Source organism: Microvirga soli, from assembly GCF_016734765.1.
Classification (GTDB): domain Bacteria; phylum Pseudomonadota; class Alphaproteobacteria; order Rhizobiales; family Beijerinckiaceae; genus Microvirga; species Microvirga soli.
The window spans coordinates 36,041-61,558 of sequence record NZ_JAERQE010000024.1 but is presented as its reverse complement, the minus strand read 5'-3'; the positions used below and the strand labels follow the sequence as shown (position 1 = coordinate 61,558).

Annotated in this window: 25 protein-coding genes and 1 pseudogene; 4 read left to right on the top strand and 22 right to left on the bottom strand. The window is 59.4% G+C overall.

The window, feature by feature from the left end; genetic code table 11:
- Nucleotides 1–69: 69 nt before the first annotated feature.
- Complete coding sequence (locus JKL45_RS18820) at nt 70–1,320, top strand: glycerate kinase type-2 family protein (RefSeq protein WP_201863114.1); 1,251 nt, start codon at nt 70–72, stop codon at nt 1,318–1,320.
- Nucleotides 1,321–1,669: 349 nt separating this feature from the next.
- Here the strand turns inward: JKL45_RS18820 and JKL45_RS18815 are convergent, their stop codons facing one another.
- The 7 genes from JKL45_RS18815 to JKL45_RS18785 all read right to left on the bottom strand — a co-directional run bounded on the left by JKL45_RS18815 (nt 1,670) and on the right by JKL45_RS18785 (nt 8,851).
- Nucleotides 1,670–2,464, bottom strand: coding sequence for a putative hydro-lyase (locus tag JKL45_RS18815; RefSeq protein WP_201863113.1), 795 nt, complete (start codon nt 2,462–2,464; stop codon nt 1,670–1,672).
- Between the two features lie 27 nt (nt 2,465–2,491).
- Nucleotides 2,492–3,847 carry an amidase gene (locus JKL45_RS18810; protein WP_201863112.1) on the bottom strand — a complete coding sequence of 452 codons (1,356 nt, stop codon included), beginning with the start codon at nt 3,845–3,847 and terminating at the stop codon, nt 2,492–2,494.
- A 40-nt stretch (nt 3,848–3,887) separates the two neighbouring features.
- The gene (locus JKL45_RS18805; RefSeq protein WP_201863111.1) at nt 3,888–4,571 is read right to left on the bottom strand and encodes a DUF2848 domain-containing protein; all 684 of its coding nucleotides are present in this window, start codon (nt 4,569–4,571) and stop codon (nt 3,888–3,890) included.
- A gap of 47 nt (nt 4,572–4,618) precedes the next feature.
- Entirely contained in the window at nt 4,619–5,902 is a 1,284-nt protein-coding gene (locus JKL45_RS18800; RefSeq protein ID WP_201863110.1) for a TRAP transporter large permease, read from the bottom strand.
- A gap of 6 nt (nt 5,903–5,908) precedes the next feature.
- On the bottom strand, nt 5,909–6,520 hold the full coding sequence (locus tag JKL45_RS18795; RefSeq protein WP_201863109.1) for a TRAP transporter small permease subunit: 612 nt from the start codon (nt 6,518–6,520) through the stop codon (nt 5,909–5,911).
- A gap of 111 nt (nt 6,521–6,631) precedes the next feature.
- Nucleotides 6,632–7,681, bottom strand: coding sequence for a TRAP transporter substrate-binding protein (locus JKL45_RS18790; protein WP_201863108.1), 1,050 nt, complete (start codon nt 7,679–7,681; stop codon nt 6,632–6,634).
- Nucleotides 7,682–7,915: 234 nt separating this feature from the next.
- Nucleotides 7,916–8,851 (bottom strand): LysR family transcriptional regulator, encoded by a 936-nt coding sequence (locus tag JKL45_RS18785; protein WP_312896988.1) that lies wholly within the window; start codon nt 8,849–8,851, stop codon nt 7,916–7,918.
- A gap of 257 nt (nt 8,852–9,108) precedes the next feature.
- On the opposite strand from JKL45_RS18785, the gene JKL45_RS18780 reads away from it, so the two are divergent.
- A complete protein-coding gene (locus tag JKL45_RS18780) occupies nt 9,109–10,227 on the top strand; it encodes an NADH:flavin oxidoreductase/NADH oxidase (protein WP_201863132.1) in 1,119 nt (372 codons plus the stop codon).
- Between the two features lie 39 nt (nt 10,228–10,266).
- Here the strand turns inward: JKL45_RS18780 and JKL45_RS18775 are convergent, their stop codons facing one another.
- The 6 genes and pseudogenes from JKL45_RS18775 to JKL45_RS18755 form a co-directional block, all read right to left on the bottom strand.
- The gene (locus tag JKL45_RS18775; protein ID WP_201863107.1) at nt 10,267–11,079 is read right to left on the bottom strand and encodes a hypothetical protein; all 813 of its coding nucleotides are present in this window, start codon (nt 11,077–11,079) and stop codon (nt 10,267–10,269) included.
- Nucleotides 11,080–11,217: 138 nt separating this feature from the next.
- Complete coding sequence (locus tag JKL45_RS30025; protein WP_246498681.1) at nt 11,218–11,685, bottom strand: ureidoglycolate lyase; 468 nt, start codon at nt 11,683–11,685, stop codon at nt 11,218–11,220.
- A gap of 258 nt (nt 11,686–11,943) precedes the next feature.
- A pseudogene (locus JKL45_RS30020) lies at nt 11,944–12,630 on the bottom strand (IS6 family transposase); the annotation flags it as partial.
- A 117-nt stretch (nt 12,631–12,747) separates the two neighbouring features.
- Nucleotides 12,748–13,512, bottom strand: a complete 765-nt coding sequence (locus tag JKL45_RS18765; RefSeq protein ID WP_201863105.1) for a creatininase family protein — start codon at nt 13,510–13,512, stop codon at nt 12,748–12,750.
- 102 nt (nt 13,513–13,614) lie between these two features.
- Nucleotides 13,615–13,860, bottom strand: coding sequence for a pyridoxal-phosphate dependent enzyme (locus JKL45_RS18760; RefSeq protein ID WP_201863104.1), 246 nt, complete (start codon nt 13,858–13,860; stop codon nt 13,615–13,617).
- A gap of 101 nt (nt 13,861–13,961) precedes the next feature.
- Nucleotides 13,962–15,371 (bottom strand): adenylate/guanylate cyclase domain-containing protein, encoded by a 1,410-nt coding sequence (locus JKL45_RS18755; protein ID WP_246498679.1) that lies wholly within the window; start codon nt 15,369–15,371, stop codon nt 13,962–13,964.
- A 63-nt stretch (nt 15,372–15,434) separates the two neighbouring features.
- Between JKL45_RS18755 and JKL45_RS18750 the strand changes: the two genes are divergently transcribed.
- Entirely contained in the window at nt 15,435–16,133 is a 699-nt protein-coding gene (locus tag JKL45_RS18750; RefSeq protein ID WP_201863103.1) for an IS6 family transposase, read from the top strand.
- 280 nt (nt 16,134–16,413) lie between these two features.
- Complete coding sequence (pcaD, locus tag JKL45_RS18745; protein ID WP_201863102.1) at nt 16,414–17,190, top strand: 3-oxoadipate enol-lactonase; 777 nt, start codon at nt 16,414–16,416, stop codon at nt 17,188–17,190.
- A gap of 81 nt (nt 17,191–17,271) precedes the next feature.
- On the opposite strand, the gene JKL45_RS18740 is transcribed toward pcaD, so the two are convergent.
- The 9 genes from JKL45_RS18740 to JKL45_RS18700 all read right to left on the bottom strand — a co-directional run bounded on the left by JKL45_RS18740 (nt 17,272) and on the right by JKL45_RS18700 (nt 25,516).
- The gene (locus JKL45_RS18740; protein WP_201863101.1) at nt 17,272–17,982 is read right to left on the bottom strand and encodes an ABC transporter ATP-binding protein; all 711 of its coding nucleotides are present in this window, start codon (nt 17,980–17,982) and stop codon (nt 17,272–17,274) included.
- The gene (locus JKL45_RS18735; protein WP_201863100.1) at nt 17,979–18,737 is read right to left on the bottom strand and encodes an ABC transporter ATP-binding protein; all 759 of its coding nucleotides are present in this window, start codon (nt 18,735–18,737) and stop codon (nt 17,979–17,981) included. Before JKL45_RS18735 ends, JKL45_RS18740 begins: the two co-directional genes overlap by 4 nt.
- Nucleotides 18,734–19,618 (bottom strand): branched-chain amino acid ABC transporter permease, encoded by an 885-nt coding sequence (locus JKL45_RS18730; RefSeq protein ID WP_201863099.1) that lies wholly within the window; start codon nt 19,616–19,618, stop codon nt 18,734–18,736. Before JKL45_RS18730 ends, JKL45_RS18735 begins: the two co-directional genes overlap by 4 nt.
- On the bottom strand, nt 19,618–20,481 hold the full coding sequence (locus tag JKL45_RS18725) for a branched-chain amino acid ABC transporter permease (protein WP_201863130.1): 864 nt from the start codon (nt 20,479–20,481) through the stop codon (nt 19,618–19,620). The genes JKL45_RS18730 and JKL45_RS18725 overlap by 1 nt, the downstream gene beginning before the upstream one ends.
- 87 nt (nt 20,482–20,568) lie before the next feature.
- On the bottom strand, nt 20,569–21,789 hold the full coding sequence (locus tag JKL45_RS18720) for an ABC transporter substrate-binding protein (RefSeq protein ID WP_201863098.1): 1,221 nt from the start codon (nt 21,787–21,789) through the stop codon (nt 20,569–20,571).
- A gap of 212 nt (nt 21,790–22,001) precedes the next feature.
- Complete coding sequence (locus JKL45_RS18715) at nt 22,002–22,721, bottom strand: haloacid dehalogenase type II (protein ID WP_201863097.1); 720 nt, start codon at nt 22,719–22,721, stop codon at nt 22,002–22,004.
- Between the two features lie 139 nt (nt 22,722–22,860).
- Nucleotides 22,861–24,099, bottom strand: a complete 1,239-nt coding sequence (locus JKL45_RS18710) for a metal-dependent hydrolase family protein (protein WP_201863096.1) — start codon at nt 24,097–24,099, stop codon at nt 22,861–22,863.
- A 26-nt stretch (nt 24,100–24,125) separates the two neighbouring features.
- Nucleotides 24,126–24,620, bottom strand: coding sequence for a GAF domain-containing protein (locus JKL45_RS18705; protein ID WP_246498678.1), 495 nt, complete (start codon nt 24,618–24,620; stop codon nt 24,126–24,128).
- Nucleotides 24,617–25,516 carry a branched-chain amino acid ABC transporter permease gene (locus JKL45_RS18700; protein ID WP_201863095.1) on the bottom strand — a complete coding sequence of 300 codons (900 nt, stop codon included), beginning with the start codon at nt 25,514–25,516 and terminating at the stop codon, nt 24,617–24,619. Before JKL45_RS18700 ends, JKL45_RS18705 begins: the two co-directional genes overlap by 4 nt.
- Nucleotides 25,517–25,518: the final 2 nt, after the last annotated feature.

Sequence of the window (25,518 nt, the reverse complement as noted above, 5' to 3'; positions counted from 1 at the left end):
TTCACAGAAGGCAGATCAGTCAGCCCGCATTTTCCCTTCCCACAAACAAGCTCTGGCACGAGGTCAGTAATGCCAAACGATGCTGAAATTCTGCGCGCCCTGTTCGATGCGGCGCTGAACGCAGCTCTCCCAGAGGGAAAGTTCGACGGCAGGCTGCCACCGAAACCACAGGGGCGAACCATTGTTCTGGGTGCAGGAAAGGCCTCTGCGCGCATGGCAACAGCTTTTGAGGAAGCTTGGACACGTGCGGGCGGGACCTGCGAGGGCCTCGTGGTTACGCGCTATGGCCATGCGGCGCCGACTCGCTCCGTCGAGATCGTCGAAGCCTCGCATCCGGTTCCGGATGAGGCAGGCGTGAACGCAGCGCGCCGGATCCTGGCCCTGGCACAGCAGGCTGGCCCGGATGATCTCGTCGTCTGTCTGATGTCCGGCGGAGCCTCGGCACTCCTGTCGCTGCCGGCGGAAGGGGTGACGCTGGCCGACAAGCAGAGCCTGAACCGCGCTCTGCTGAAATCCGGTGCTCCCATCGGCGAGATGAACCTGGTGCGCAAGTCGCTCTCCGCGATCAAGGGCGGGCGGCTCGCGGCAGCGGCCGGCAAGGCGCAGCTCGTCACCTACCTAATCTCGGATGTTCCGGGCGACGATCCCGGCAGCATCGGCTCCGGTCCGACGATCCCCGAGCGAGTCGATCCGGACGTCGCTCTCAGTATCCTGCGCAAGTACGGCATCGACGTGCCTAACCATGTCCTCCAAGCCATCAAGGCCAATGTGGTCAACGGAGCTCCTGCGAGCGGCGCGCTGCATATGCTCGCGACCCCGAAGATGGCGCTCGATGCCGCCGCAGCGAAGGCGCGTGAATTCGGTCTTTCCCCCCTGATCCTCGGGGACGCCGTTGAAGGTGAGGCGCGGGAGGTAGGGCGCGTCATGGCTGGAATCGCTCAGTCGGCCCGCAGGCATGGAGACCCAGTCAGAGCTCCCTGCGTACTGCTCTCGGGTGGCGAGACCACTGTCACCGTGCGAGGTCAAGGCCGGGGCGGGCGCAATGCGGAATTTCTGTTGTCCCTCGCCCTCGAGTTGAAGGGCGAAGCGACCATTTCCGCCATCGCTTGCGATACGGATGGCATCGACGGTTCGGAAGACAACGCGGGAGCATGGTTCGATCCGATGCTGCATGAGCGCGCGCAGGAAATGGGCATGGACCTTGCTTCTTATCTGGCGAGTAACGATGCCTATACTGCCTTTGCGGAACTGGGCAGGCTTGTGGTCACAGGACCGACTCTGACGAACGTGAACGACTTCCGCGGCATTCTCATTCGCTGATGGCAGAATGCACAGTGATTTGCCCTGGCGCTGGAGGGCTGTGTCCACTCGATGTGAGGGTAAGGCATTTCCTGCAAAGGACTGCTCTCAAGTCCACACCCGACCTTATGTGAGTGCCAGTTACAGAGGCACAAACCGCCTCGTCAATCTGACGACGAGCAAAGGCTTCGTACAGTTTCCATCCTCAACCCAGCCTTCGTAAACACGCTGGGCACGTGCCCCGGCCACACGCAAGCTCTCCCCGTTTGTGCGCATCACAAAGTGCTTGGGTGGATCAAAGCTCACTCCAGTGACCAAGGCTTCGGCAAGCTTCCTCTCAGGAGCGAGATTTTGGATGAGCTCGTTTTATTCAGATCACTGAGATCGAAGAATTCAGGAGATCGGTCACAAGCATATGCCCCGGCGCGTGAGTGATACAGAATTCGGGCCGGATATTCGCGATAACGGATTGAGGCGTGACTCCGCAGGCCCAGAAGACAGGCATTTCACCCTCGCGGATTCCGACTGGATCACCGTAATCCGGCTTGTTGATGTCGTCGATACCAATCAGCGACGGATCGCCCAGGTGCACCGGAGCACCATGAACCGAAGGGAAGCGAGACGTAACCTGCACCGCCCGGATCGCATCGGCTGCCTTCAATGGACGCATGGACACAACGAGAGGCCCTGAGAAGGGGCCCGTTGCGACTGTAGGAACGTTCGTCCGGTACATCGGAACGTTGCAGCCCTGCTCGATATGGCGCACCGGTAGGCCATCAGCCAGCATGGCCTCTTCGAAGGAAAACGAGCAGCCGATTAGGAAGGCTACCAGCTTCTCATTCCATAGGTCCCGAATATCGACGGGCTCCGCTACGAGCTCGCCATTCCGCCATACCCTGTAGCGAGGCACATCGGTGCGAATATCAATATCCCTCCCCAGTTCAGGCAGTGAGGGATCGCCTGTCTCGGAGACCGCGATCAGTGGGCATGGCTTGGGGTTACGCTGGCAGAAGCGCAGGAAGTCGTGCGCCAGTTCCTCCGACAGGATGGCGAGGTTGGCCTGAACATGCCCTGGAGCGAGATTCGCGGTCGGGCCAGTCAGAATTCCAGCCCGCGCGTCCAAGCGGGCTTGGTAGGCAGCACCACTGTCGATCGTTACAGACATCTTTCAATCCATCTGCCAGCAATTATTTTACGCCAGCTTTTGTGAGCGTATGGCTTCGACTGCCATGCCGATGGCAAGAATTCTGCGATCGGCCCCCGCGGGTCCGGCGATCATCAGTCCCACAGGAGCTTCGCCGGGCGCGTGGCAGGGCACGGACAAAGCGGCGCCATCAAGAAAGTTGATCAGAGTGGGATTCCGCAGGATCAAGCCATTGGCGGCGTAGTAGACCTCGTCGCTCGCGGCGAGTTCCGCAATGATAGGTGCGACAACCGGCACGGTTGGGAGAACCAACGCATCATAACCGTCGATGCGTGCCTCCACGCCTGCCTTCCAGGCTTTACGGGCTGCGAGCAGATCGAGGTAGTCGGCGGCGGATATATCCTTGCCTCGCAGAATACGCGAGCTGACACGCGGATCGTAGCGGTCGCCTGCACGACCGATCAGGTCCCGGTGCCAAGCCCATGCCTCTGCTGCGGTAAAGCCTCCTTTGGAATTGATCGCGGCAAGACCAACGAATTCCGGTATGGCAATCTCGTCAATGCGTGCACCGGCAGCCGAAAGACTTGAGAGTGCTGCTTCGAAAGCACCCGCGACGTCCTTGTCCATTCCTTCAAGAGCCAAGGTTGTGGGCACAGCAAACCTGAGTTTGCCGATGTCAGCTGGCTGTGGAAGTGGCTCCTCGTCACCAGCCATGATCCCATCGAGGACAGCACAGCACGCGACAGAGGCAGCAATGGCACCAATGGAGTCGAGGCTGAACGAGAGCGGTAGAGCGCCGATCAGCGGCACTCGCTCAGCAGTCGGCTTAAATCCTACCAGACCACAGAGCGCAGCAGGTATGCGAACTGACCCACCCGTGTCCGACCCGATCCCCGCAACTGCCATTCCGTCAGTCACCGAGACCGCTGCCCCTGACGAAGAGCCCCCTGGAATACGCCCGGTTTTGCGATCCCAAGGATTGCGCGGAACATCGTAGTGCGGATTGAGGCCAAGACCGGAGTAAGCGAACTCAGTCATGTTGGTACGACCGACAGTCACCGCGCCCGCAGCCCGCAGGCGCTGAACGACGACAGCGTCCTCCGTAGCCGCCGGCTCACCGGCACGAGCGAGAGATCCGGCCATCGTAACCTCGCCGGCGACATCGAACAGGTCTTTGATTGAAACCATCAGACCGTCAATGGGTGACCGGGCCAGACCGGCACCTCGCAGGGTATCCGAGGCCTGTGCGGCAGCACGAGCCTCGTTGGGATAGAGCTTAGTAAAGACACGTGAGCCCTCCCCACTTGGATCGGAGGCGCGACTCAGCGCCTGCTCCGTAAGAGCCAAGGACGTGATGCGGCCCTCTGAAAGCGCCAACTGCTGTTCGTTAATTGTCGAAATCATGAGTTATCAACCGTCGTGGTGGGTTTCATCGGATCCAGGATCAGGCAACCTCCGGCAAAATCTCGATGGCATAGCTATGGCTCAATGTACGCCCGCTCCGTGGGTCGAAGAGTTCCATCGTGAATGAGGGCGCAGGCCGGATGCCACCCTTTGCCCCAACCGTTCCGCAGATCATGCCTGTGCCTTCCGGGAGCTCGGCCTGTCCGGCGAACCCAGAGATCAACTCAGACGGCGGTCGGAGAGAGGCGAGCGTGCCCTCTTGATAGAGAACCCGTTCGCCGTCCTCCTGAATGTACGATCGGATGACAAGTTCATCCCAATATTCTGCAACGTCGGCGAAGAGCCATGCCTCGGCAGCGACCGGTTTTGCGCAGACCTGTTTCGATAGAGCGACACTGTGGGTCTCAAGCTTACGGTCGGTGTGGTCGGATGCGATGCTAACGTAGAGCTCACCGCCGGCCCGAAACACGAAGGTCTCCACCTCCCCCGATGACTGATCGCCCACAACCTGAATGCGCGAGGCCTGGGTCAGCTGATTTTCCGCAACACGATAGTAAAGTGGAACGGAACTCGGCCGTGGCACACCGATAGCGAAGAGTTCCTCAATGTGATGCTCGATGGCATGCTGATCGCGCCCAGCCCACCCGGCAACGACGAGCGAAGAGATATCAACGTCGATTGTGCGTGAACCTGAGAGGGCCTCTGCTTTGAAGGAAAGTTTCATTGTAGGAATCCATTTTAGAGTTGAACGAGGCCAGTTGATCCTAAGCCTTAGCTGAAGATGCTTGGGAGCCAGAGTGCGAGGCCTGGGAAGAACGCCAGAAGTGCTAGCAGAATGAACATTGCTAAGACGAAGGGCAGCGAACCAGTGATGACTGCACTCATCGACCCGCTCTTGCGAAGGCTTTGCACAACGAAGAGGTTAAGCCCTACAGGTGGCGTGATCAGAGCCGCTTCGACGAGAACGATAATAATGATGCCGAGCCAGATTGGGTCGTAACCGAGTGCGATCATGATTGGCGCAACGATCGGGATCGTGGTGATCATCATGGAGAGCGTCTCCATGAAGCAGCCGAGTACCAGATAGAAGAGGATGATGATCAGCAGCATCCATCCGGGCGAAAATCCGAGGCCTGTGATTGATCCGGTAATCGCGTCCGTCAGGCCCGTGGCCGACATGATGAAATTCAGGAAAGCCGCGCCGATCACGATCAGCATGATCATTGCGGTTGCCTTCATTGTGCCTTCGATAGATTCGCGCAGCATCGTCCAGGTTAGCCGGCGGAACCATGCTGCGAGGATAAAGGCGCCTGTCACGCCGAGAGCAGCAGCTTCCGTCGGAGTGGCAAGACCGGCATAGATCGAGCCTACAACGAGAAAGAAAATTCCAAGAGGTGGTGCAAGATGGATCAGGCTCTTGAAGCGCTCGCCCCAAGTGGCATGAATTTTGTGGCCGCCCCAGGATGGCTTCGCGATACAGCCGACCACAATCACCAGCATGAAGAGGCCAGCGAGCATAAAACCAGGGATGATCCCCGCGAGATAGAGCCTAGGAACGGAAGAGTTGGTGAGAACGCCGTAGATCACGAGATTGATTGACGGCGGAATGAGGATTCCGAGCGTACCGCCTGCTGCGAGACTGCCGAGGAAGAGCGGCTCATTGTAGCCATACCGCTTGATCTGCGGAATCGCGACGGTGCCAACCGTGGCTGCAGTAGCAACGCTCGATCCAGATGTTGCCGAAAACAAGGTTGAGGCGCCGATATTCGCATGCATGAGCCCGCCGGGCAGCCATGAGAGCCAGAGGCTCATGGCACTGTACATTCGCTCAGCAAATCCGGCCCGCAGCAGAATCTCTCCCAACAGAATGAAGAGAGGCACCGCTACCAACAAGAATTCATTGTTCGTGCTCCATGCCAACTCGCCAACAGCGCGTGTTAGGGGCAGCATGGAGTACAGTGGGTCTAGAACTAGCCCGAGCACGCCGAGCGCGGCACCGACAGGAATGCTCAGCCCGATCAGAACGAGGAGAAGGATGAGTGCAGTGGCAACCATATCGCCTTACCCCTTAACCATTCGCTCGCCCGCGGCGGCTTCTTCTTCGGCTTCTTCTTGGGTCGAGCGAACACCTGCGATGGCTTTAACGTCGTCAAATCTACCCGTGACGAGCGCAACAGACGACCGCACCAGCATGAGAGCCAGGACCAGGCACATCCAGATCAGACCCAATAGCCAGAGACCCTGCGGAATATAGAGAGGGGTTGCGAGGGGGGTATTAGCAGCGGAGTTCTGAGTCCACGAGGTGGCGGCAACGTCATAGGCATAATAGGTTAGCATCACCATAAAGACGCCAAGTGCCACGACGGAGAGCCAATCCAGCACGGCCGACAGCCGAACAGGCAGATACTGATAAAGCACGTCGACGCGCACATTTGCCCGTTGGAGGGTCGCAAAGGCGAATGCCCATGACGTGCTGATCGCGAAAGCATAGCTCGACAGCTCATCGGCGCCGCCGGTTGTGAAGCCAAAGAACTTACGAGCGAGAACGTCAAAGGTGATCAGCAGCACGCTGCCGATCGTGAGAGCACCGCCGAACCAGACGGCCCAGCGTGACAAATGCTCGGCTGCGCGGCTCAAGCTGCCCAAAAAAGAAGGGTATATGGTCGGCGCCATGAAAATACCTGTGTCGGCGCATGAGCGCACCGCATTGGATCAGAGGATGTTCGGCCAAAAGGCACGAAACGACGCGTCGGTCTCGCAACTGGTCCGACGCGTCGCATTAGACTATTTGGAGGCTGTGACGTTCACCGTCTTACCAATCGTGTCGTTGAAGCTCTTCACACAGTCAGCCGAGCAGCGCGCTGCCCATTTCGGCAGAACCGATTCCTGAAGAACCTTCTTCAGAAGTTCACGATCAGCAGCACTCGGTTCGACCAGCTTCATTTTTCCCTTCACAGGCAGCGTACAAGTTGCAGCGCCCGTGTTGCAGTCATACCCCTGCTTGGTCTGCTCGTCGGCGGCCTTCCAGATATCGTCCATCAAGGTCTTGATGTTGGTTTGGAGGAACTGTTGAACCTTTGGGTCGAGCTTGTCCCAAGTAGCCTGGTTGACGGCGTGGATCTGCTGGTTCCAGTTGATCGGGAGCGCGTAGAGGTGGGTCGAGACTTCGTACCACTTGGCGGAGTAGCCAGAGAGCGAGCCAGTGATGGCGCAATCAACGACCTTGTTCTGCAGGGCCGGAACCACCTCGCCGAATGCCATCGTTACGCTCGCGCCGCCGAAGGCTTCAACGAACTCGGCTTGGGTGCGGCTGCTGGTGCGGACTTTCTTGCCCTTCAAATCAGCAAGGCTATTCACCTCAGCATTGCAGAACAAAACCTGCGCTGGATAGGTGGAGATCCCCAGAAGCTTTACCTTTGAGCCTTCCCCGTAAAACTTGCCGTAAACCGGCTCAAAAGCCTCCGTAACCTTGCGGGCAGTCTGCACATCAGGCGCGAGACCGGCCAGATCGATCGCCTCGTTGATTGGATTGTCGCTGGCGAAGTAGGAAAGCGTCGCCGTACCGAACGGGATCACACCCTGCGACATGAGGCGGAGGATCTCAGGACCCTTGAGGCCCATCTCATTGAAGCCTTTGATTTCCGCAGTGACTTGCCCGTTTGAGCGCTCGGGGATCGTTTTTGTCCAGAACGGCTTCTCGAAGTCGTTGTAAGCGGTGAGATTGCTAAGACCTCCGACAATCTGGAGTTTGGTCTTTGGCAAATCCTGAGCCAGAGCTGCACCAGACAAGCTCAGCAGGGCTGCGGCTCCGAAGGCATAAGCGATTCTTTTCATGATGTGTCATCCTCTGGTTCAATCTTGAGGCTGAGTGAAGACACATTCAGGTCGGATCAAAGCGCCCTTGTCCGTTTTCCGGCTCCTAGGATCTCTCAGGCGATCACCAAAAGACCTACGGCGTTAAAGAGAGCTTTATATACGCTACCTAGCTGTCGTTCCTCAGTCTGGTCACATTGCATCCTAGGAACCTTTAGCTTGTCCATTCGTATGTTTTAATGGGGGATATAAAAACTATTTATATCCTCTGGGCGCTCTGCCCTTAGTTCGAAGAGCAACATCCTGGGCGAGTTCGGCAAGTGAACGCATCGGGCGACTGTCGAGACCATCGATCCAACTCGCGGTAAAACTGAGATCTGGAAGCGGATCGCTCTCCACATCAAGGATCTGCAGTTCGCCAGAAGCAAGCTCCCGGTCAAGGAACACCGGCGTGATTACAGCGGTTCCAATACCGTCCAGCGCCATACGCACGATCATCGATACCGAAGCGCTACCGTACATCCGTGGCGTCTTTACTCCAGCGCGCATGAGCATATCACGGACTACACGGTAAGGGCTGCTGTTGGAGGAATGAGTTATAATGGGCCGGTCCGCAACTTGTTTCAATGTTACAGAAGATTGTCCCAGTTTCAGTGTCGGTCTGGCAATCCAGGAAAGGGAGTAGGTGCACAGAGGGAGATTCTCGACCCGCTCCTCAAGAACAGGACCCATCAATAACGCGATGTCGATCTGCCGCGACATCAGGTGAGAACGAAGCACATGCGTACTGTCGACTTCAATCTCTAGGACAAGTGCCGGATAAGCACTGTGCACCTCCTCAATAAAAGTGGACAGCCAAGTCTGTACGATGGTTTCTGCGACACCAATTCGGATTGTGCCGCTCATTACGTTCTGATCCTGGGCGGCCTTCAGCATATCGCGCCGCGCCTGCATCATGCGCTCAGCATGCGAAAGCATTTCCTGCCCCTTAGCCGTAAGGGTCACGCCTCGCACGTCACGCTCGAACAAGCGCACGCCCAGCGCGGCCTCCAGCGAAGCGATACGCTGTGACACAGCAGGTTGCGTTGTCCCGAGCTTCTCAGACGCCGCCCTAAGGCTACCGAGTGCAGCAGCCCAAAAGAACGTTTCAATGTTTCTAAAGTCAATCATCAGGGTTGGTTCGGCAGTCACAGGCAGTTTGTTTCACGGTCACCATACCCGGAGTGACTGCGGTTCGCGATGTACTCTGTACCGGGTCCCGTAGGGCACCACAGGAGCTTTGTTCTCAATTGGGCAAAACAGTTTATATGGCTCAAGAGCAGAGTTCTGTCGGCCTACCACACTGTTTCCGCTCTTGCGGATTGGGATGGGCGGCTGCGTCCCCTTTTGAACACACCACAACGCCTGTCCCATTCCGATACATTCGCCATAACTGCCCAAAGGAGTGAATTGTGAGCCGCCTTTTCGAGCCCATACAGATCGGCAAACTTCACCTGGACAACAGAATTGCTATCGCACCTATGTGCCAGTACTCCGCAGAAGGAGGCCTCCCCAACGACTGGCACCTAATCCACCTTGGGCAACTTGCCCTATCGGGTGCAGGCCTGCTGATCCTTGAAGCCACGGCCGTCTCGCCGCAGGGCAGGATTTCACCATATGATCTTGGTCTCTATTCCGATGAAACAGAGGAGGCTTTTGCCCGTCTGCTCAAGGGAGTCAGGCTGCACTCCACTATTCCACTCACCCTTCAGCTGGCCCATGCAGGCCGAAAGGCCTCAAGCCGAGCCCCATGGGAGGGCGGCGCCCAAATCCATCCAGACGAGCCCCTCGGTTGGGAGACAGAGGCTCCATCGGCCATACCGCATGCTGAGGGCGAGAGTGTACCTGCAGCCCTCGACAGAGATGGGCTCAAGCGCGTCCGTGATGATTTCGTAAATGCCGCACGGCGGGCAGCACGACTAGGCTTCGATGCAATCGAGATCCATGCCGCCCACGGCTACCTACTCCACCAGTTCCTCTCGCCGATTGCTAACAACCGTGAGGACGAATACGGCGGCAGCCTCGAAAACCGGATGCGCTTCCCACTTGAGGTCTTCGATGCTGTCCGTGACGCTTTTCCTGCAGATCGGCCGGTCTGGGTACGGGTTTCTGCGACTGATTGGGTTCCTAAGGGTTGGGATATCGAGGGAACAATCGCCTTTGCGAAGGCTCTTGAGAGCCGAGGCTGCGCTGCCATCCACATATCCACCGGCGGGGTTTCGCCAGCACAGGCAATCACACTCGGACCAGGTTATCAGGTACCCTATGCAAAGCGAGTAAAGGCTGAGGTTGGTCTACCAACGATTGCCGTTGGGCTGATCACTGAACCTGAGCAAGCAGAAGGCATCATCGGGGACGAGGAAGCAGACATGGTCTCTCTCGGACGCGCCATGCTGTACAATCCGCGCTGGCCCTGGCACGCGGCCGCCAAACTCGGCGCCCAAGTTAATGCACCCAAGCAGTACTGGCGCTCGCAGCCCCGCGAGCAGAAAGATCTCTTCAAGAACACCCAATACGGACAGCGGTGAACAGCTTTCCAACAGGCAGATTAACGAAAGCTGGGATGATCAAATCCCGGCTCTCTCCCTCAAGCGCCAGCGTCGTAGTGCAATCAAGGAAGCGTTCCACCCGATGCTGACCGCCAAGGCTAAGATCAGCGCGAAGGCGGCTCCGAGGCGCACGGCGCATAAATGCAGCAGACTGAGCGCTCCTACGAAGCCGAGCATACCGGGCACGCCATTGGCAACCACGGATGCCGCTGCCGTGCCGCCCATACGTGGCTGCAGAATCAAAGCTACGCTGATGAGGACGACAGGAGCCAAAGCAGCCGCGGCAGCGATCGAGGGACCAAGCGTCCTCCCTACTACGAGCGTTACGCCGACAACAGTCATGACCAAGGCGGCACGGAAAGGAACGTCCCATGCACGCTTCTTTGGAGCAACGGGCACGGCAGCAGTGGAGAATTTGCGCGTGAGCGGTATGGCGAGAGCATATACCGCCATGTTCAGTGCAAGAGCACTCCCAAGAGACCATTGCCACTTGAGAATAGCCGCTATGGCGATGACCCAGACTCCTAATGCAGAGCCGACGCTCGGCAGAACTCCAAACCGTTGAGCAAGGGCAGCATAGACAACCATGTAGATGACCGTCGCTGCAGAGACGGGCAGGCCAGCCAAGGCGCTAGCTGCTATGAAACCAGAACCATGATCAAGAGCTAGAAACACATAGGCTGGTCCAGCCGAAATCGGCAGGGTCACAATCATAGCGCCTAAGAACGGCCCGCTTCGCTCCACCACCAGCGATGCTCCAACAACGATCGCCGCGCTGGTCAGCATCTTCATGACAAGAAGCGCCCAGAAAGAGAAGTCCAAGATTTTCAACCTTTGATGACTTGCTGTGAGGAGGCACCATATTGTCGGAGCACCAAGGTGCATGTGACAAACCTGCTTTCCTTATATTGGCATAGAACTAAATTCTACTGGCCGATTCCGACTGTGCTCCCGGCCTTTTTGCTGATCTCACCTTGTCATGTGTATCTGTTGTATGTCTCTGAGACTTGTCTCCCGCGCCGGATGAGCATTGGCAAGGTGACCGATAAGTTCAACCGTTGTTGATCGGCGGGTTAACATTAGGCATGTGGCTTCCGGCCCGATGGTTCGGGTCGCATGCCAAACGCCGGCATGCATGCAAGTTCCGACCCCAGGAGACAAGTGAAAGGCCCGGACAGTGGCGAGATCGGGAGCACCCTCTCCGTCACTCAAGGCTACGACTTGAATAATCTCCCCGATGAGCGGTACGACCGCTTGCTCGGTCAGATGATGAACCTCTAAGCGATCGATTGCCTGACTAGCATCGTTATAGGTCACCCAAAGGACCTCTACTTCCCCATCCAGTCCTGGATCGAACAGATGCTCCTGCCAAAAGGCAGTCGCAGTGCTCCGGTAGGCTGTGGCACCGGCTTCTGGTGGATATGGCTTACCAAGCATCCAGCCGAATGGAGCAACGGCAATCGAGTCGGGACGATGAATGCTCACCGCATTATTGATTGACATGCCCATTCCTTCCCCTTCGACGTGCCCGGCAAATCTGAGGTCGATGGATTCCGCCTCTTGCGGCTGCCGCAGCCCTTGGCACGAGCTGCATGAGTCGACCGGGCGAAAACGGCGGTTCGCGGTTCGTTCTAGCTTAGCGTGTGTTTGGAAGCAGTTCTTGTTCCGACCCCAGAATCCAGCCGCGGCACCTGTGATGTTCTTCCAGGTCATGATGGCCCAGGCTTGGGCTGTTCGATGATCAGCAGCGTTGGTGTTGGCAGGGCGGCGGAAGAGGTTCGCGACCTGATCATGAACCGAGAGGAAGCGTTGCGCCTGCCCGGCTGATTTGAAGCGCTTCATGATGCGCTCTCGCCGTCGGATCGGCTGATGACTGTTTTCTGCTCGGTTGTTCAAACCCCGATGCTTGCGATGCTCGACACCCGGCATGATCTCTCGCTTGGCCGCGCCGTAGCTGGCCAGTTTGTCGGTGATCATCACGCGCGGAGCGATGCCCTGCTTCTTCAGCAGCTTGCGCAGCAATCGCTTGGCTGCTTTGGCATTGCGCCGGCTCTGAACCAGAATATCAAGCACGAGCCCATGCTGGTCGACGGCGCGCCAGAGCCAATGCTTCCGGCCCGCGATAGTGATCAAGACCTCATCAAGGTGCCATTTGTCCCCGGTTGCCGGAAGACGCCTGCGGATCTGATTGGCAAAGCCCTGGCCGAACTTCAGCGCCCACTGCCGCACCGTCTCATAGCTCACCTCAATCCCTCGGGCGGCCAGCATCTCCTCGACCATGCGCAAGCTGAGCGGAAAGCGAAAGTACAGCCAGACGGCATGGCTGATCACTTCGGCTGGAAAGCGGTGGCGGGCGTAACGAGGGGCACGGGTCGGGGTCATGCCTCACGGATAGCCCGGTCCAGGTCACTCTTCGGTTAAATTGACGGTACCGGTGGAATTGATCTCGACCATCCATACTGATCCACTGTGAAGGGGCTGAGAGAAGTTAAGAGATATTCAGTTCCACGGTTTGCCGAGGGCCAGTTGGTCTGCAAGGGCGCTTGAGGCCGCCTCCAGGAGACGCTCGCCCTTGGCAGCCGAAGAGCGACGGGCATCACCGATCACCCCGGTCGGGGCGAACTCTTGAAATGATCGCCAGCGGTGCAATGGCGGACTCAGCACAGAACCCGCTCCGCTTGCCTGTGGCCCCAGGGCATTGGGTAGTTCTGCGACGTCGACCAGATCTGGCCGAACTGCCATCATCATCGAGGTCTCGGCCTCGCAGGCGTGCAGGACGGACTGCTGATCCTCAAGGATCTCTGCGAATGCTTCATCGGCGAGAAGCCAGTAGGATGTGGTGGCGATCGGCGCTGTCAGCTCCCGCGTGAGTTCAACCGTCAAGGCATTCAGGGCGCTCATGTTGCCGCCGTGCCCATTGACGATCAGTATCCTGCCAAACCCGGCTCGCAGGATGGAGCCGCATAGATCGCGCAGGAGCGCGTGGTACGTTGGCAGGGTAAGCGTGAGACTGCCGCCAAAAGCCATGTGGTGCTCGGCAAGGCCGATTCCAATTGTCGGTGCGACGACCGCTGGGGCGTTCTGGCCTGCAAGCTTCAGCGCAGCCCGGCGGCAAACCTCCGAGCAGAGGACATCGTCGACACCCGTGGCAAGATGCGGCCCGTGTTGCTCGGTGGATGCGACAGGCAGGAGCACGATGGCTCCGCGGCCGGCACGGTCGCGCAGCTCAGCGGCCGTAAGGTTTTGCCACAGGACTTGTGTCATCGATAACCCCTTACCTTCCTAGTCTCGTGAGCCATTCTCCCGCCGCCTGGCAGCATGCGGTCTCTAGATGCAACCCGCATGATGGTCTCATGCGGCTTCCATTTATGCCATCCCATCTGTTCCTGCGCCACAGATCAAGGCGCAAACGTGATCGTTTGCTGAACGCGGAACCTTCCCGGCCTTCAAGGCGGCGATCGATGCCGCTCCCGACAGATCGGCGGCAATGCCGAATTCAAACCAGAGCCAACGGGCCGCAGCCTGCATTTCATCGTCCGTGACAAGGACAATGTCGTCAACCTGGCGGATAACCGTTTGGAAGATCGCCTCGTCCGTTCGCCGGCAGGCCATGGGGCACCGTCAACTTAACTGAGTAGAGGCCGTTTTCCGCAGTTCTCCAGCTATTCCGCCATGGGTCTAAACTATTGAAAATGCGTGGCCCCGCTCCGGACCTAAACACTGGCAAGCGCAACTAAAAGCGTTAAGTTGACGATGCCGTAGTACCATCCCGCCGGATGTGGATTCAGGCGAAGCGCTTTCTGAACTCCTTCGATGGCAGCGGTGGACTGTCCATTGTACGTCAGAAGCTCAGACTGCATCGCCCAGGCGTCGGCATGGTTCGGATCGAGCTTCAGCGCGGTCGCATACTCTGCATCCGATTCTGACCAGCGTCCCTCATACGCCAACAGAAGGCCGAGAACCCAACGGCTACCCGCGTCATGCGGGTCGAACGCAACCGCTCTCTCTGCCAACTCAACAGCTCGATGCCGATTCGGCTCGATGGGACCACCACAGTGCACCCACGTTGTCCAAAGATTGAAGGCCAGCCATCGATATGCCTCGGCATAACCAGGATCGAGGGCAATGGCCTGTTCAAGCAATAGGGTGGCTTCGCGCTCTGCTTCTGGCGACCTTCCGACCAGTGCCCGCGCGCGCACGCACAGATCGTACGCCCTCAGGTCTGTGGGCCGGATCCGCGGAGGCGGTGCCACGAGCCGGCCAAGCAGAGCCTCCACAATCCGACCGATCACCTCATCCTGGACACGGAAGATATCTTCAAGTTCGCGGTCAAATCGCTCTGCCCACAGGTGCTCGCCACTGCTGACATCAACAAGCTGGGCGTTGATGCGCACCCGCTCAGCCGCCCGTCGGGCGCTGCCCTCAAGGAGGTAGCGCACCCCGAGATCGCGAGCGATCTGACGGACATCGGCGGCCTTGCCTTTATAGGCGAAGGTCGAGTGGCGTGCGATGACGAACAGTTCGGAATGGCGCGACAGATCCGTGATGAGATCCTCGGTCAGGCCATCGACGAAGGTCTCCTGTTCCGTGTCTTGGCTCATGTTCGTAAAGGGAAGGACCGCAATCGAGGGCTTGGCTGGGAGCGCCAAGGGCTCATCGACCTGGCTGGCTGTTACTGGCTTGGCCGAGTTGCCGAGCCTGATCCGGTAGACATGCACCGGCTCCGCAATGTTCTTGAGCATCTGCGGACCAAGGGCAGCAAAGTCGGTCGGGAGCTTGCGCTTGACCTGGTCGTAGACACTGCCGGACAGGCAGATTCCTCCTGGCTCGGCCAAGCTCTCCAAGCGGGCCGCCACATTGACGCCGTCGCCGAAGAGATCACCCTCCTCGATGATGACGTCTCCAAGATTGATGCCGATCCGCAATAAGATCCAGCTCGCTTCTGGAAGGCCCCCGTTGGCCTGTGCCATCTGCTCCTGCCATGTGATCGCACATTGGACGGCGTCGACAGCGCTGCCGAATTCGACGAGCACACCATCACCCATCAGTTTCACCAGACGGCCGTGATGCTCTGCGATGAGGGGGCGGACGATCTTGCCCCACCGGGCCTTGAGGGTTGCCAATGTCGGTTCCGTTGCATTAACCTTGGCAGTTTAACCGGGGCGGCTGTCTAAGGAGCCGCTCCATTGTCTCTGTTCAAGCGCCGCCGTTTTCCCGTCGAGATCATCCTGCTGTGCGTGCGCTGGTACTGCAAGTACGGGATCAGCTATCGCGATCTGTCTGAGATGATGCAGGAGCGCGGTGTCAAAGTAGACCCATCCACCCTCTTTCGTTGGGTACAGCGCTATGCCCCAGAGCTTGAAAAGCGAGTTCGCCAATATCAGGGCTATCGATCTGAATCGTGGCGGGTTGACGAGACCTATGTGCGGGTTGGCGGGAAATGGAAGTATCTGTTTCGTGCGGTCGACAAGCATGGGCAGTTGATCGACTTCATGTTGTCTGAACGGCGCGATACGGGAGCGGCTTATCGCTTCATGCGCAAAGCCCTGAAGGCGGTGAGCGACTATCCCCCATCCTCGATCACAACCGACAAACTGGCGTCCTATCCGAAGGCGATCCGGCGCCTGCAGTGCGAAGGCCTGCTGTCGAGGGATGTGGAACACCGCACCTCAAAATATCTCAACAACATCATCGAGGCGGATCACGGAGCGCTCAAGCGTCTTATCCGGCCGACGCGCGGCTTCCAGAGAATGAAAACCGCTTCTGCGACCCTGAAGGGCTTTGAGGTTATGCGCATGATCCGCCGCAGCCATTGCGTCCGGACACAGCCCGGCGTAACAGGCGAAATCCGTCTGGTGAACCAGCTCTTCGGCCTTTCGGCCTGAGTGCCTCAATCAACTGGGTCCGTCTTGCCCTTTCCGAGTTAATGCAACAAGGCCCAGGCGAAACAGCTCGTGACGGTGGTCGAGGATCTGGTCGAGGCGGCTGCGGTAGAGATCGCCGGAGCTCAGCATCGTCGGCTTGGGTCCCATGGCAAAACACCGGTTTTGATCGGGGCACTTCCCAGATGCCGGCATTCTACAATGCTTCGCAAAGGTGAAGAATCCTTCAACCTCAATCAGTTGTGGGTTATTCAGGGTCGACTAAACTAAGGGACCTGCGATCATGGCAGTTATCCGCGTAAATGGGGATAATTTTTCCGTGAAACTTGATGGACCTGCGACCGCGCCGGTTCTTCTTCTTTCAAATTCGCTCAGCTCCGACCTCTCCATGTGGGACGATCAGGTGTCGGTCTGGTCCCAGCGGTTTCGTGTAGTCCGCTACGATCAGCGCGGCCATGGCAGCAGTGTCGTCTCGGCAGAACCGTATTCCATAGAACAACTCGGCCGGGACGCCATCGGCGTCATGGATGCGCTCGGGATCAAGAGGGCGCACTGGTGCGGGCTGTCTCTCGGCGGAATGGTTGGCATGTGGATGCTGACACATGCGCCAGAGCGCATCGACAAAGCGGTGCTCGCCAACACGGCTGCCTACATGGGACCGGTCGAACTGTGGAACGGGCGTATTGAAACAGCACGGCGAGATGGAATAGAGGCACTCGTCGAGCCGACGATTGAACGCTGGTTTCCTGAGCATTTCCGACAAGTCGCGCCTGCCACCATGGATCGCATGCGCGCCATGATTCTGCGGACCTCGGTCGAGGGTTATACGGGATGTTGTGCAGCTATCCGCGACATGGATCAACGGACAGCAATCCGCAGCATCACCAACTCGGTTCTGGTTATCATCGGCTCGCGTGAGCCAGCAACTAAACCGGCGGACGGTCAGTTGATCGCATCATCGATCAGAAATTCCAACGCGGTATTCTTTGATGCGGCTCATATCTCGAACATTGAGCAGCCAGAAGCCTTTGCCTCGACGGTGATTGAGTTCCTGGCTTGACAGCGAGGGCGCGACAAGTTCGGCATATGAGCCGATGCGTTACCCTGATCCGCGATGCGCCGGCCTAGTCAGTTCTGTTCTTCATCCATGTGTAGCTCGTCCCAGATAGAGCTCGGCGGCTCGATCATCTGCCAGCAAGTTCGCCGCCTCGCCGGCAAGAGCAACCCGTCCTCCATCCAAGATGCAGCCTCGGTCGGAAATCGCAAGCGACTGGCGGGCCCGCTGCTCCACCACGAGCACCGAAACACCGAGGGTTGGCAGCCGGTGGATCAGCTCGAAGGCGTCCACGACCTTCGCCGGCGCAAGGGCTGCCGTGGGTTCGTCGAGGATCATCAGGCGGGGGCGCGTCATCAGCGCGCGTGCAAACGCCAGTTGCTGACGTTCGCCGCCGGAGAGACTGCCCGCCCGCGTGCGCTTGCGCTCGCCCAGGAGCGGGAACACCCCGAACAACTCAGCAATCCGCTTGCCCTGATCCTTTACCCCAACAACCACTTGGAGATTCTCAAGGATGCTCAGGGAGCCGAACACGTTCGCTACCTGCGGCACATAGCCGATGCCGCACGCGATGCGAGCCTCGGTCGGAAGCGACGCCAGGTCTGCTCCCTCAAAGACGATACGGCCCTGCACACGGGGCAACAGGCCGACGATCGCTTTTGCGAGCGTCGATTTTCCGGCGCCGTTCGTCCCGGCGACCGTCAGGATCTCCCCTTCTTGCAGCGAGAGCGAAATGCCGTTGAGAATATCCACCTCGGAATACCCGCCACGAACCTCATCGATTTCCAGCAGCGTCACGAGACACCTCCCAGATACGCTTCCCGGACGAGCGGATCGTCGAGCACCGCCTGCGGCGCACCCTGCGCAAGGACCTTGCCCCGATCCATGACCGCGAGCTGTGGCACAAGGCGGGTCAGTGCCTCGAGGTCGTGCTCGATTATGGCAAAGCCAATTCCGCGCGTGTTGAGTTCGGTAATCCGCTCCATGATTTCGCCGATCAGCACAGGGTTAACGCCGGCAAAGGGTTCGTCCAGCAGGATCAGGCGCGGCTCGACCATCAGCGCCCGGCCGAGTTCCAGCAGCTTCTTCTGACCTCCCGATAGCTTTCCGGAGGGCTGATCCGCCACTGCACTCAGTTTAAGAAAGCGGATCGTCTGATTGACACGTTCAGCGATCGCCCCCTCCTCCTCACGCACCCGGCCTGGACGAAAGAAAAGGCCCAACAGGCTTTCCCCCGTCTGCTTCGGCGCTGCCGCCATCAGGTTCTCACGAACGGTTAGATGCCGGAACTCGCGTGGTACCTGGAATGTTCGAACCATCCCGGCACGCGCACGCGCCGGAGGCGACAGGCTGTCGAGGGACTGTCCATCCAACCGGATCTGCCCCTCATCGGCACGAGCGAAACCCGATACGACCGAGAACAGGGTCGATTTCCCGGCCCCGTTAGGACCAATGATGCCGAACAGGCTGCCGGTCTCGATGGTCAGGCGGACGCCGTCGAGGGCGCGAAAGCCTCCGAAGGCTTTGCTGATGTCATGGATCTCAAGGCTCATCGCTTCGTATAATCCCCCATGAGACCCTGCGGGCGATACATGATGAACAACACCAAAAGCAGACCGACCGCCCCGATGCGCACCGAGGCCATATCGACTTCGGAAACTCCGGGAACGATGTCGCGCAGGAAGCGTGACCCCTCCAGGAAAAGCATTAGGATGGCGGTACCCACGATCGCACCGGAAACGCGCCCGACGCCGCCCATGATGATCGCCATCCAGACGTAGAACGTCACAAGCGGGATGAACTGATCGGGGACGATATAGGTGATGTAATGGGCGTAGAATGCGCCCGCGATCCCGGCGAGCGCGGCACCGACCACAAGCACCTGGACCTTGAACCGGGCCGGATCCTTTCCGAGTGCCTGCACGGCCTCTTCGTTGTCGCGGATGGCTTCGATGAGGCGCCCGAACGGCGAGCCCGCGATGCGACGGATGATCCATGCCCCCACGAGAGTTACGGCCAAGACCGTGACCAAGACGGCCAACTGAGCCGCAGATCCTCCCAAGCCTTCGTAGAGCCGCGGGATGCCGGGGAGGCCCTGAACGCCGTTTGTCAGCCACCTCTCACTCGTGATGACGATCCTGACCACTTCGGAGAACCCGAGCGTGACGATCGCGAAATAGTCGTCCCGCAGCCGAAGGGACACGAGGCCGAGCGGCCAGGCGGCGAGACCGGCCAGGGCGGCAGCGGCCGCGAAACTGAAAACCAGTGGCACGCCCTTCAGGGCCAGTAGGGCACTGGTATAGGCCCCGATCGCAAAGAAGCCGACGTGCCCGAAGTTGATCAAGCCTGTCAGGCCATATTGCAGGGTCAGGCCCAGGCTCAGGATCACATAGATGAGGGCAATGATACCGATCGCGATGAAATAGGCTTCCATCAGCGTGCTCCTTCCAGTCGGCCGAACAGGCCCCGCGGCCGTACGAGAAGCACGGCCAGCATGATGATGAAGGCTAAGGCGATCTTGTAGGTGAAGCCGACGAACGGGGTTGAAACCTCCTGCACCACGCCCAGGAGCAGGCCGGCAACAACGGCGCCGACCGGGGACCCGATGCCGCCTAGGATAGCCGCGGTGAAGGCAGGGAGCAGCATCTCCCAGCCGAATTCCGGTGTGACGATCGTCTTGATCCCCAGCATCATGCCGGCAACGCCCGCCACACTTCCCGCGAGCAGCCAGAGCGCGATCATCACGCGATCTGGCCGAATGCCGGAAACCCGCGCAAGGTCCCGGTTGTCCGCGACGGCCCGCATCTGACGTCCGATGGGCGTCAGGTACAGGATTGCAAAAACGAGCGCGAGAGCTGCGAGAGCAACGGCTGCCAGTTGCAGGTCAAGGGGCGTAATCCTGACACTGCCGAATACATAGGGACGCGAGAGCGGGACCTGAAAGACCTGTTGGCTGTGCCCGAAGGCAACGCCCAGGACCGCTCGGATGAAAAACGCGATGCCGATCGACGCCACCAGCAGTGCGACCACAGATCGCTCGGCTAGGCGACGGAACACGGCCAGATAGGCCAAGAGGGAGATCACGCCGGTCGCGATAATGGCAGCCAAGCCCCCCATCGCGATTGATCCGGTCGCTTTATGGGCGGATAGCGCCGCGTAGGCACCGAAGGTCATGAAGTCGCCGGTGGCTGCATTCGGAAACCGGGCGATGCCGAACACGAGCGTGATCGACAGGGCCGCCAAGCCGATGACGAGGCCTTGGACCAGACCGTTTACAAGGAGCTGGGCATAGAACATGGACAACCTATAAACGGGGTCCTCTCCGCAGAGGGACCCAGGACAGCACCCGGCCCAGTGGACTGAGCCGGGCGTTAGGAGCGGCCGCTAAATCTTGACGACATAGCGGCGGTTGAGCTGACCACCCTCGATGAAGAAGACGCCGAAGTCGGGCGTCACATCGCCGTATTGATCGAAATCCAGCACCGACGAGGCACCTTCGAAGTTGATCTTGCCCTTCTTTAGCGCCTCCTTGCCCTCCGCATAGGTATAAACCTGCTGCCCCGCGGGGTTGGAGACCTCACGGATCTTGGCGTTGATGGCAGCCATGTCCGTGCCATTGGCCGCCTCGATTGCCAGTGCCAGGACATGCACCATATCCCAGGTCATGGCCGCATACACGTTTGACTGCCCCGGCTGTCCCGTCGCCTTCCGGTAGGCTTCATCATAGGCCTTGTAGGACGGAGCATTCTCGTTCGAGACCGAGTCGACAGAGATGACCCCCTCGACGACGTCAGGGCCGACAGCCTTCACGAGATCGGGGCTGGCGGCCCAACCCGGCATGACCCACTTGACTGGCTGGCCGCTCTGATACCACTCGCGCATGATGATCGTGGTGTCGGCCAGGTATGAGCCCGTGACGATCACATCAGGGTTTGCTGCCAGGACTTTTTGCAGCTCTGAGCGATAAGTCGGCTGGTTTGGCTCGTACACGACGCTTTCGACGAGCTTGTGGCCCTTGGCCTCCCAGGCTTTGCGGAAGCCTTCCGTGTTGCCGACTCCGGAAGCATTGTTGAAGGCCATCGTCGCGGGCCGCTTGAACCCTTCCTTTTCGCAGATCTCCGCAAAGGCGCGACCGAATCGGTCGTTGGTTGCTTGGAACCGATAGGACAGTCCCTTGGCGTTTGCGGGAGGCATGGAGAGTGCCGGCGCGCCGGACGTGTTCATGAGGATGATGTTGGCGTCATTGGTCAACGGGACGACCGCGAGCGAAACTCCGGACGACCAAGTTCCGAGAACCGCCTGAACCTTGTTGACGTCGATGAGCTTCTTCGCCGCTAGCACTGCCGCCTGAGGGCTCGTCTGGGTATCTTCGGAAACGATCTCGATCTTGCGCCCGGCGGCGCCGCCGGCGGCGTTCACCGCCTCGGCTGCGGCGATGATCATCTTCTGCATACCGGAACCAAACGGGCTGCCGGATCCGGTGACTGGGCAGAGCGCTCCGATCCGGAATGTGCCTTGGGCCTGCGCACGAAGGATGGATGGGGCACCAATCAGCGCCGTAGCGGCGCCAATCGTGCCTATGAATTGCCGGCGGGTGTGGGTCATGTGGGTTCCCTTTCTGGTGCTCTAGGTGTGGAGCTCGTTCTCGTTGGAGTGACTGCGTTTCGATGCGGCCGGCATCCGGGAGCGTTCGTTGGTCGGAGATCCGGGGCGGAACCGCAGGTACATCCGATACCGGCAGTGATGTCCCGGCACGTGTCTGGCCGGAACGTTCCCATCTCCGTACTCAAGGGTCAATCGCGTTGCCGGCTTTGGCATTAGCTGACCTGCTCCTGATGCGCCTTTGCCAATTCGGCCATATTCGTGAACTGAAAGTCGTAACTCGGCGTTTCGCCTGGATCCATAGTGGCTCCGAAGCCCGTCTCCTGCTTGCGCCGGTAAATCCAACATGATGCAAGCCCCATATCGTTGGCCGGCTTGTGATCATGGAACAGACTTTCCGCCGTATGAAGGATATCGGCCCTGGCGAGCCCTATGCCCTGAAGCTTCTCGAGCATGTACTCAAAATTCCGCAGGTTCGGCTTGTACGATCCGATGTCTTCTGCGGTGAAGATGGCATCGAGTTCAACCTGAAGCCGCCGGTTGCTGTGGCTGAATGTCTCGTTGTCGACATTCGACAGGATCGCGAGCTTGTAGTGCTTTTTGAGGTACTGGAGCGCGTCGGCGGAGTCTGGGAAAGCGGGCCAGTTGGGAACGGAGCGGCCATAGGCGACGCATTGCTCGTGTGAGGCAGGGACGCCCCATTCCTCGGCGAGGCGTTTGTAGACAACGCTCAAGAGATCCCGGTAGAGCATCGACGGCGTCTGTCGCTGCTGCGATGACTCATGGCGCGCATGAGCCTCTAGAATTTCGTTCCGCGTGAGAGCCCGGTCCGTCGTGCTGGTGAGGGGCTTCAGGGCCTCGACCATGCCGCTTTCCCAGTCGATCAGAGTTCCGTAACAGTCGAAGGTCAGAACCTTGAAATCGGTTAGCCGCATCTCGGGTTTCTCCTATGTTGCGAGCCTGCCGGACGGCCGTTACCGCACGAGGCGTACTGTCGAAGCGGCCGGGCACGGGGCCAAGGGCGATCCAAGCCCGGCGGGCAGGCCGGACGGGCCGTCCGACCGGCTCCGTCGATCAGGCTGCCAGCTCATCCTTCACGAAACGTCCTGCCCTCATGATTGCCGGCATGTGCCGCCCTTGGCCAGTGAGAAGCGCGAGATCCTTCAAGGGATCGCCGTCGACGACGATGAGATCTGCATGGGCACCGGCCTCGACCACACCGAGCTTTCCCTCTTGTTTGACGACCTTGGCGGCGTTGACCGTGGCGGAGCGGATAACCTCAATCGCAGGCAGCACCTCACCACGCAGGAGGAACTCATCGGATTGATGCTGGTGCATCTCGCCGAGCAGATCCGAGCCGTAGGCCATCATGACCCCTGCATCGTGCAGCGTTCGAAGTGCAGCAAGGCCCTGGCTGCGCACGTCCTCGATCTTGGCCACCGATTCCGGCGGCAGCCCGAAGGAGGCGCCTTCCTTGGCAAGATAATCAAACGTCACGTTGGTCGGCACCACATAAGCGCCTTTTTCCTTCGCAAGCCGCGCTGTTTCGGCCGAGATCAGGTTGCCGTGCTCGATGGACTCGACCCCGAGCTCCACCGCCCTGCGGATGGCCTCATCCGTGTAAAGATGAGCGGCGACATAGGTTTGCGCGTTGCGCGCCTCCTCGACCGCAGCGCGGATCTCGTCCGCGGACAAGCCGAGGAATGCGATGGGGTCTGTCGGCGACGACACACCACCATTGGCCATGATCTTGATGAACTGGGCCCCGGCCTTGATCTCCTCGCGGGCAGCCCGGCGGACGTCGTCCACACCATCGACGACGCGACCGAGGCTGCCGGCCTTATCCGCGTAGTAGTCGACGTTGCGGGCGTGGTATCGGCCGCGGTAATCGGTGTGGCCCCCGGTTTGTGAGAGCGCCTTGCCGCAGATGACGAGTCGCGGAGCCTCGATAAGCCCCTCCTCGATCGCCATGACGAGGCCATGATCGGCGCCGCCCAGATCGCGGACGGTGGTGAAGCCGCGCATCAGCATCTCGCGCATGATCTTGGCGGAGCGCAGCGCCACGAGCGTGTTCGGCAACTCGGCGTTGGCGCCGAGATTGGCGACGGTGGCGATGACGTGAACGTGGCAATCGATCAGGCCGGGCATCAAGGTCTTGCCGGCGAGGTCGATCACGCGGGCGGACGAAGCTGTGATAGGGCCATCAGACACCTCCCGGATCTCGCCGTCCTCCACGAGAACGTTTTGATCTGCAAGAGCTTCGTTTCTCCGTCCGTCGAGGACGCTGGCGTTCTTGAACAGGATTGCGGACAATGCATGTCTCCTATGAGCAATGGCTTTTACTTGCGGGCTTTCGTCAGGGCGGAAATGAGCAACGGTGTGAAGGAGCGCACGATGGCAACCTGATCCTCGCTCGAATAGGCCCCCTCCTCATCCAGGACGTTTAGGGTTCCGAGGATCTCCCCGCCTTCCTGCACGGACACGTTGATGACGCAGCCGAGCCCGAGGCTCTCGATCAGCTCATGGTCGGGGAAAGCCCAGCGGATCGCTTCTTTGTCGCGACCGAGGAAGGTCTGCTTGCGCGTCAGCACGAGATCACCCCAGGGCGTCGGCCCCATGCGCTTGCGGCCTTGCACAGGGTAGGCTTCCGGCTGGGACGAGTAGACCCTCTCGACCTCCTCACCGCCCTCGCAACGCACGAGGATGGTGAAGAGACCGTGGCCTATCAGGTCGTTGATGGCCCTTTCGACGGCACGGTATGCCGCCTCAGGCGAGGCGTCCTGCGCGATTGCGTCGGTGACGGAGAGGTAGGCCTGAAGCAATTGGTTGTTCATGAGGCAGGAGCTTTCTGTGAACGTTCGGGAAGAAGGCCGTCGGGACGCAAGGTCAGCACGAAAACCAATCCGATACCGACGGCGATCTCGCGAAGGGCGGCGGCTTGCAGGGCCGTTACGCCAGGAGCGATTTCGGCCAGAAAACGTGTCGCCTCAAGAAAGGCGACGAGAAGATAGGCACCGAGCACTGCACCCGCCGGGCGAGCGTTTCCACCGGCTGTGACCGCAAGGAAAATATAGATCGTGATCAGTGGCTGGAATTGATCCGGCGCGACGTAGCTCGTGTAGTGGCCGTAGAGGGCACCCGCCAGACCTGCGATCGCAGCCGCGAGGGAGAAGGCTTGAGCCTTGAAGCGCACGATGCTTTTGCCTGCTACCGAGGCAACGGTTTGGTCCTCCCGGACAGCACGCAACGCCCGTCCCCAAGGAGACGCGAGGAGCCTGCGCTGAAGCACGTAGACTAGGATAACGGCCGCGACGGTGATCAACAGGGTCCCGAGATGGAACCAGATTCCCGTGTCACGGGCGATCATCACCGGAACGCCGGAGATGCCATCAGTGCCTCCGGTGAGCCAGACTTCGTTTGAGGCCACGATCCGCACGATCTCGGCAAAGCCGAGCGTCACGATCGCGAGATAGTCGTCCCGCAGGCGAAGGGTCGAGAAGCACACCAGCAGGCCTGCGAAGCCTCCAGCCAGCACAGCTGCGAAAACGCCGACCAGGATCGGTGCTTGTTCCCATGTGGTGAGCATGGCCGAAGCATAGGCGCCGACCGCAAAGAATCCGGCAAGGCCGAGATTGACGAGCCCCGCCAGTCCCCAGGACAGCATCAGGCTCTGCGCCAACAGCGCATAGATCGAGCCGACGACGAGCGTGAACAGGATATAGGTCAGCATGT

Excerpts from the sequence above, each read along its gene's own strand:
- JKL45_RS18820 (WP_201863114.1), top strand. The coding sequence starts at position 70 with ATGCCAAACGATGCTGAAATTCTGCGCGCCCTGTTCGATGCGGCGCTG.
- JKL45_RS18815 (WP_201863113.1), bottom strand. The coding sequence starts at position 2,464 with ATGTCTGTAACGATCGACAGTGGTGCTGCCTACCAAGCCCGCTTGGAC.
- JKL45_RS18810 (WP_201863112.1), bottom strand. The coding sequence starts at position 3,847 with ATGATTTCGACAATTAACGAACAGCAGTTGGCGCTTTCAGAGGGCCGC.
- JKL45_RS18805 (WP_201863111.1), bottom strand. The coding sequence starts at position 4,571 with ATGAAACTTTCCTTCAAAGCAGAGGCCCTCTCAGGTTCACGCACAATC.
- JKL45_RS18800 (WP_201863110.1), bottom strand. The coding sequence starts at position 5,902 with ATGGTTGCCACTGCACTCATCCTTCTCCTCGTTCTGATCGGGCTGAGC.
- JKL45_RS18795 (WP_201863109.1), bottom strand. The coding sequence starts at position 6,520 with ATGGCGCCGACCATATACCCTTCTTTTTTGGGCAGCTTGAGCCGCGCA.
- JKL45_RS18790 (WP_201863108.1), bottom strand. The coding sequence starts at position 7,681 with ATGAAAAGAATCGCTTATGCCTTCGGAGCCGCAGCCCTGCTGAGCTTG.
- JKL45_RS30025 (WP_246498681.1), bottom strand. The coding sequence starts at position 11,685 with ATGCTTGGTAAGCCATATCCACCAGAAGCCGGTGCCACAGCCTACCGG.
- JKL45_RS18765 (WP_201863105.1), bottom strand. The coding sequence starts at position 13,512 with ATGACACAAGTCCTGTGGCAAAACCTTACGGCCGCTGAGCTGCGCGAC.
- JKL45_RS18760 (WP_201863104.1), bottom strand. The coding sequence starts at position 13,860 with ATGGCCTGCCGGCGAACGGACGAGGCGATCTTCCAAACGGTTATCCGC.
- pcaD (WP_201863102.1), top strand. The coding sequence starts at position 16,414 with ATGGCAGTTATCCGCGTAAATGGGGATAATTTTTCCGTGAAACTTGAT.
- JKL45_RS18735 (WP_201863100.1), bottom strand. The coding sequence starts at position 18,737 with ATGAGCCTTGAGATCCATGACATCAGCAAAGCCTTCGGAGGCTTTCGC.
- JKL45_RS18730 (WP_201863099.1), bottom strand. The coding sequence starts at position 19,618 with ATGGAAGCCTATTTCATCGCGATCGGTATCATTGCCCTCATCTATGTG.
- JKL45_RS18725 (WP_201863130.1), bottom strand. The coding sequence starts at position 20,481 with ATGTTCTATGCCCAGCTCCTTGTAAACGGTCTGGTCCAAGGCCTCGTC.
- JKL45_RS18720 (WP_201863098.1), bottom strand. The coding sequence starts at position 21,789 with ATGACCCACACCCGCCGGCAATTCATAGGCACGATTGGCGCCGCTACG.
- JKL45_RS18715 (WP_201863097.1), bottom strand. The coding sequence starts at position 22,721 with ATGCGGCTAACCGATTTCAAGGTTCTGACCTTCGACTGTTACGGAACT.
- JKL45_RS18705 (WP_246498678.1), bottom strand. The coding sequence starts at position 24,620 with ATGAACAACCAATTGCTTCAGGCCTACCTCTCCGTCACCGACGCAATC.
- JKL45_RS18700 (WP_201863095.1), bottom strand. The coding sequence starts at position 25,516 with ATGCTGACCTATATCCTGTTCACGCTCGTCGTCGGCTCGATCTATGCG.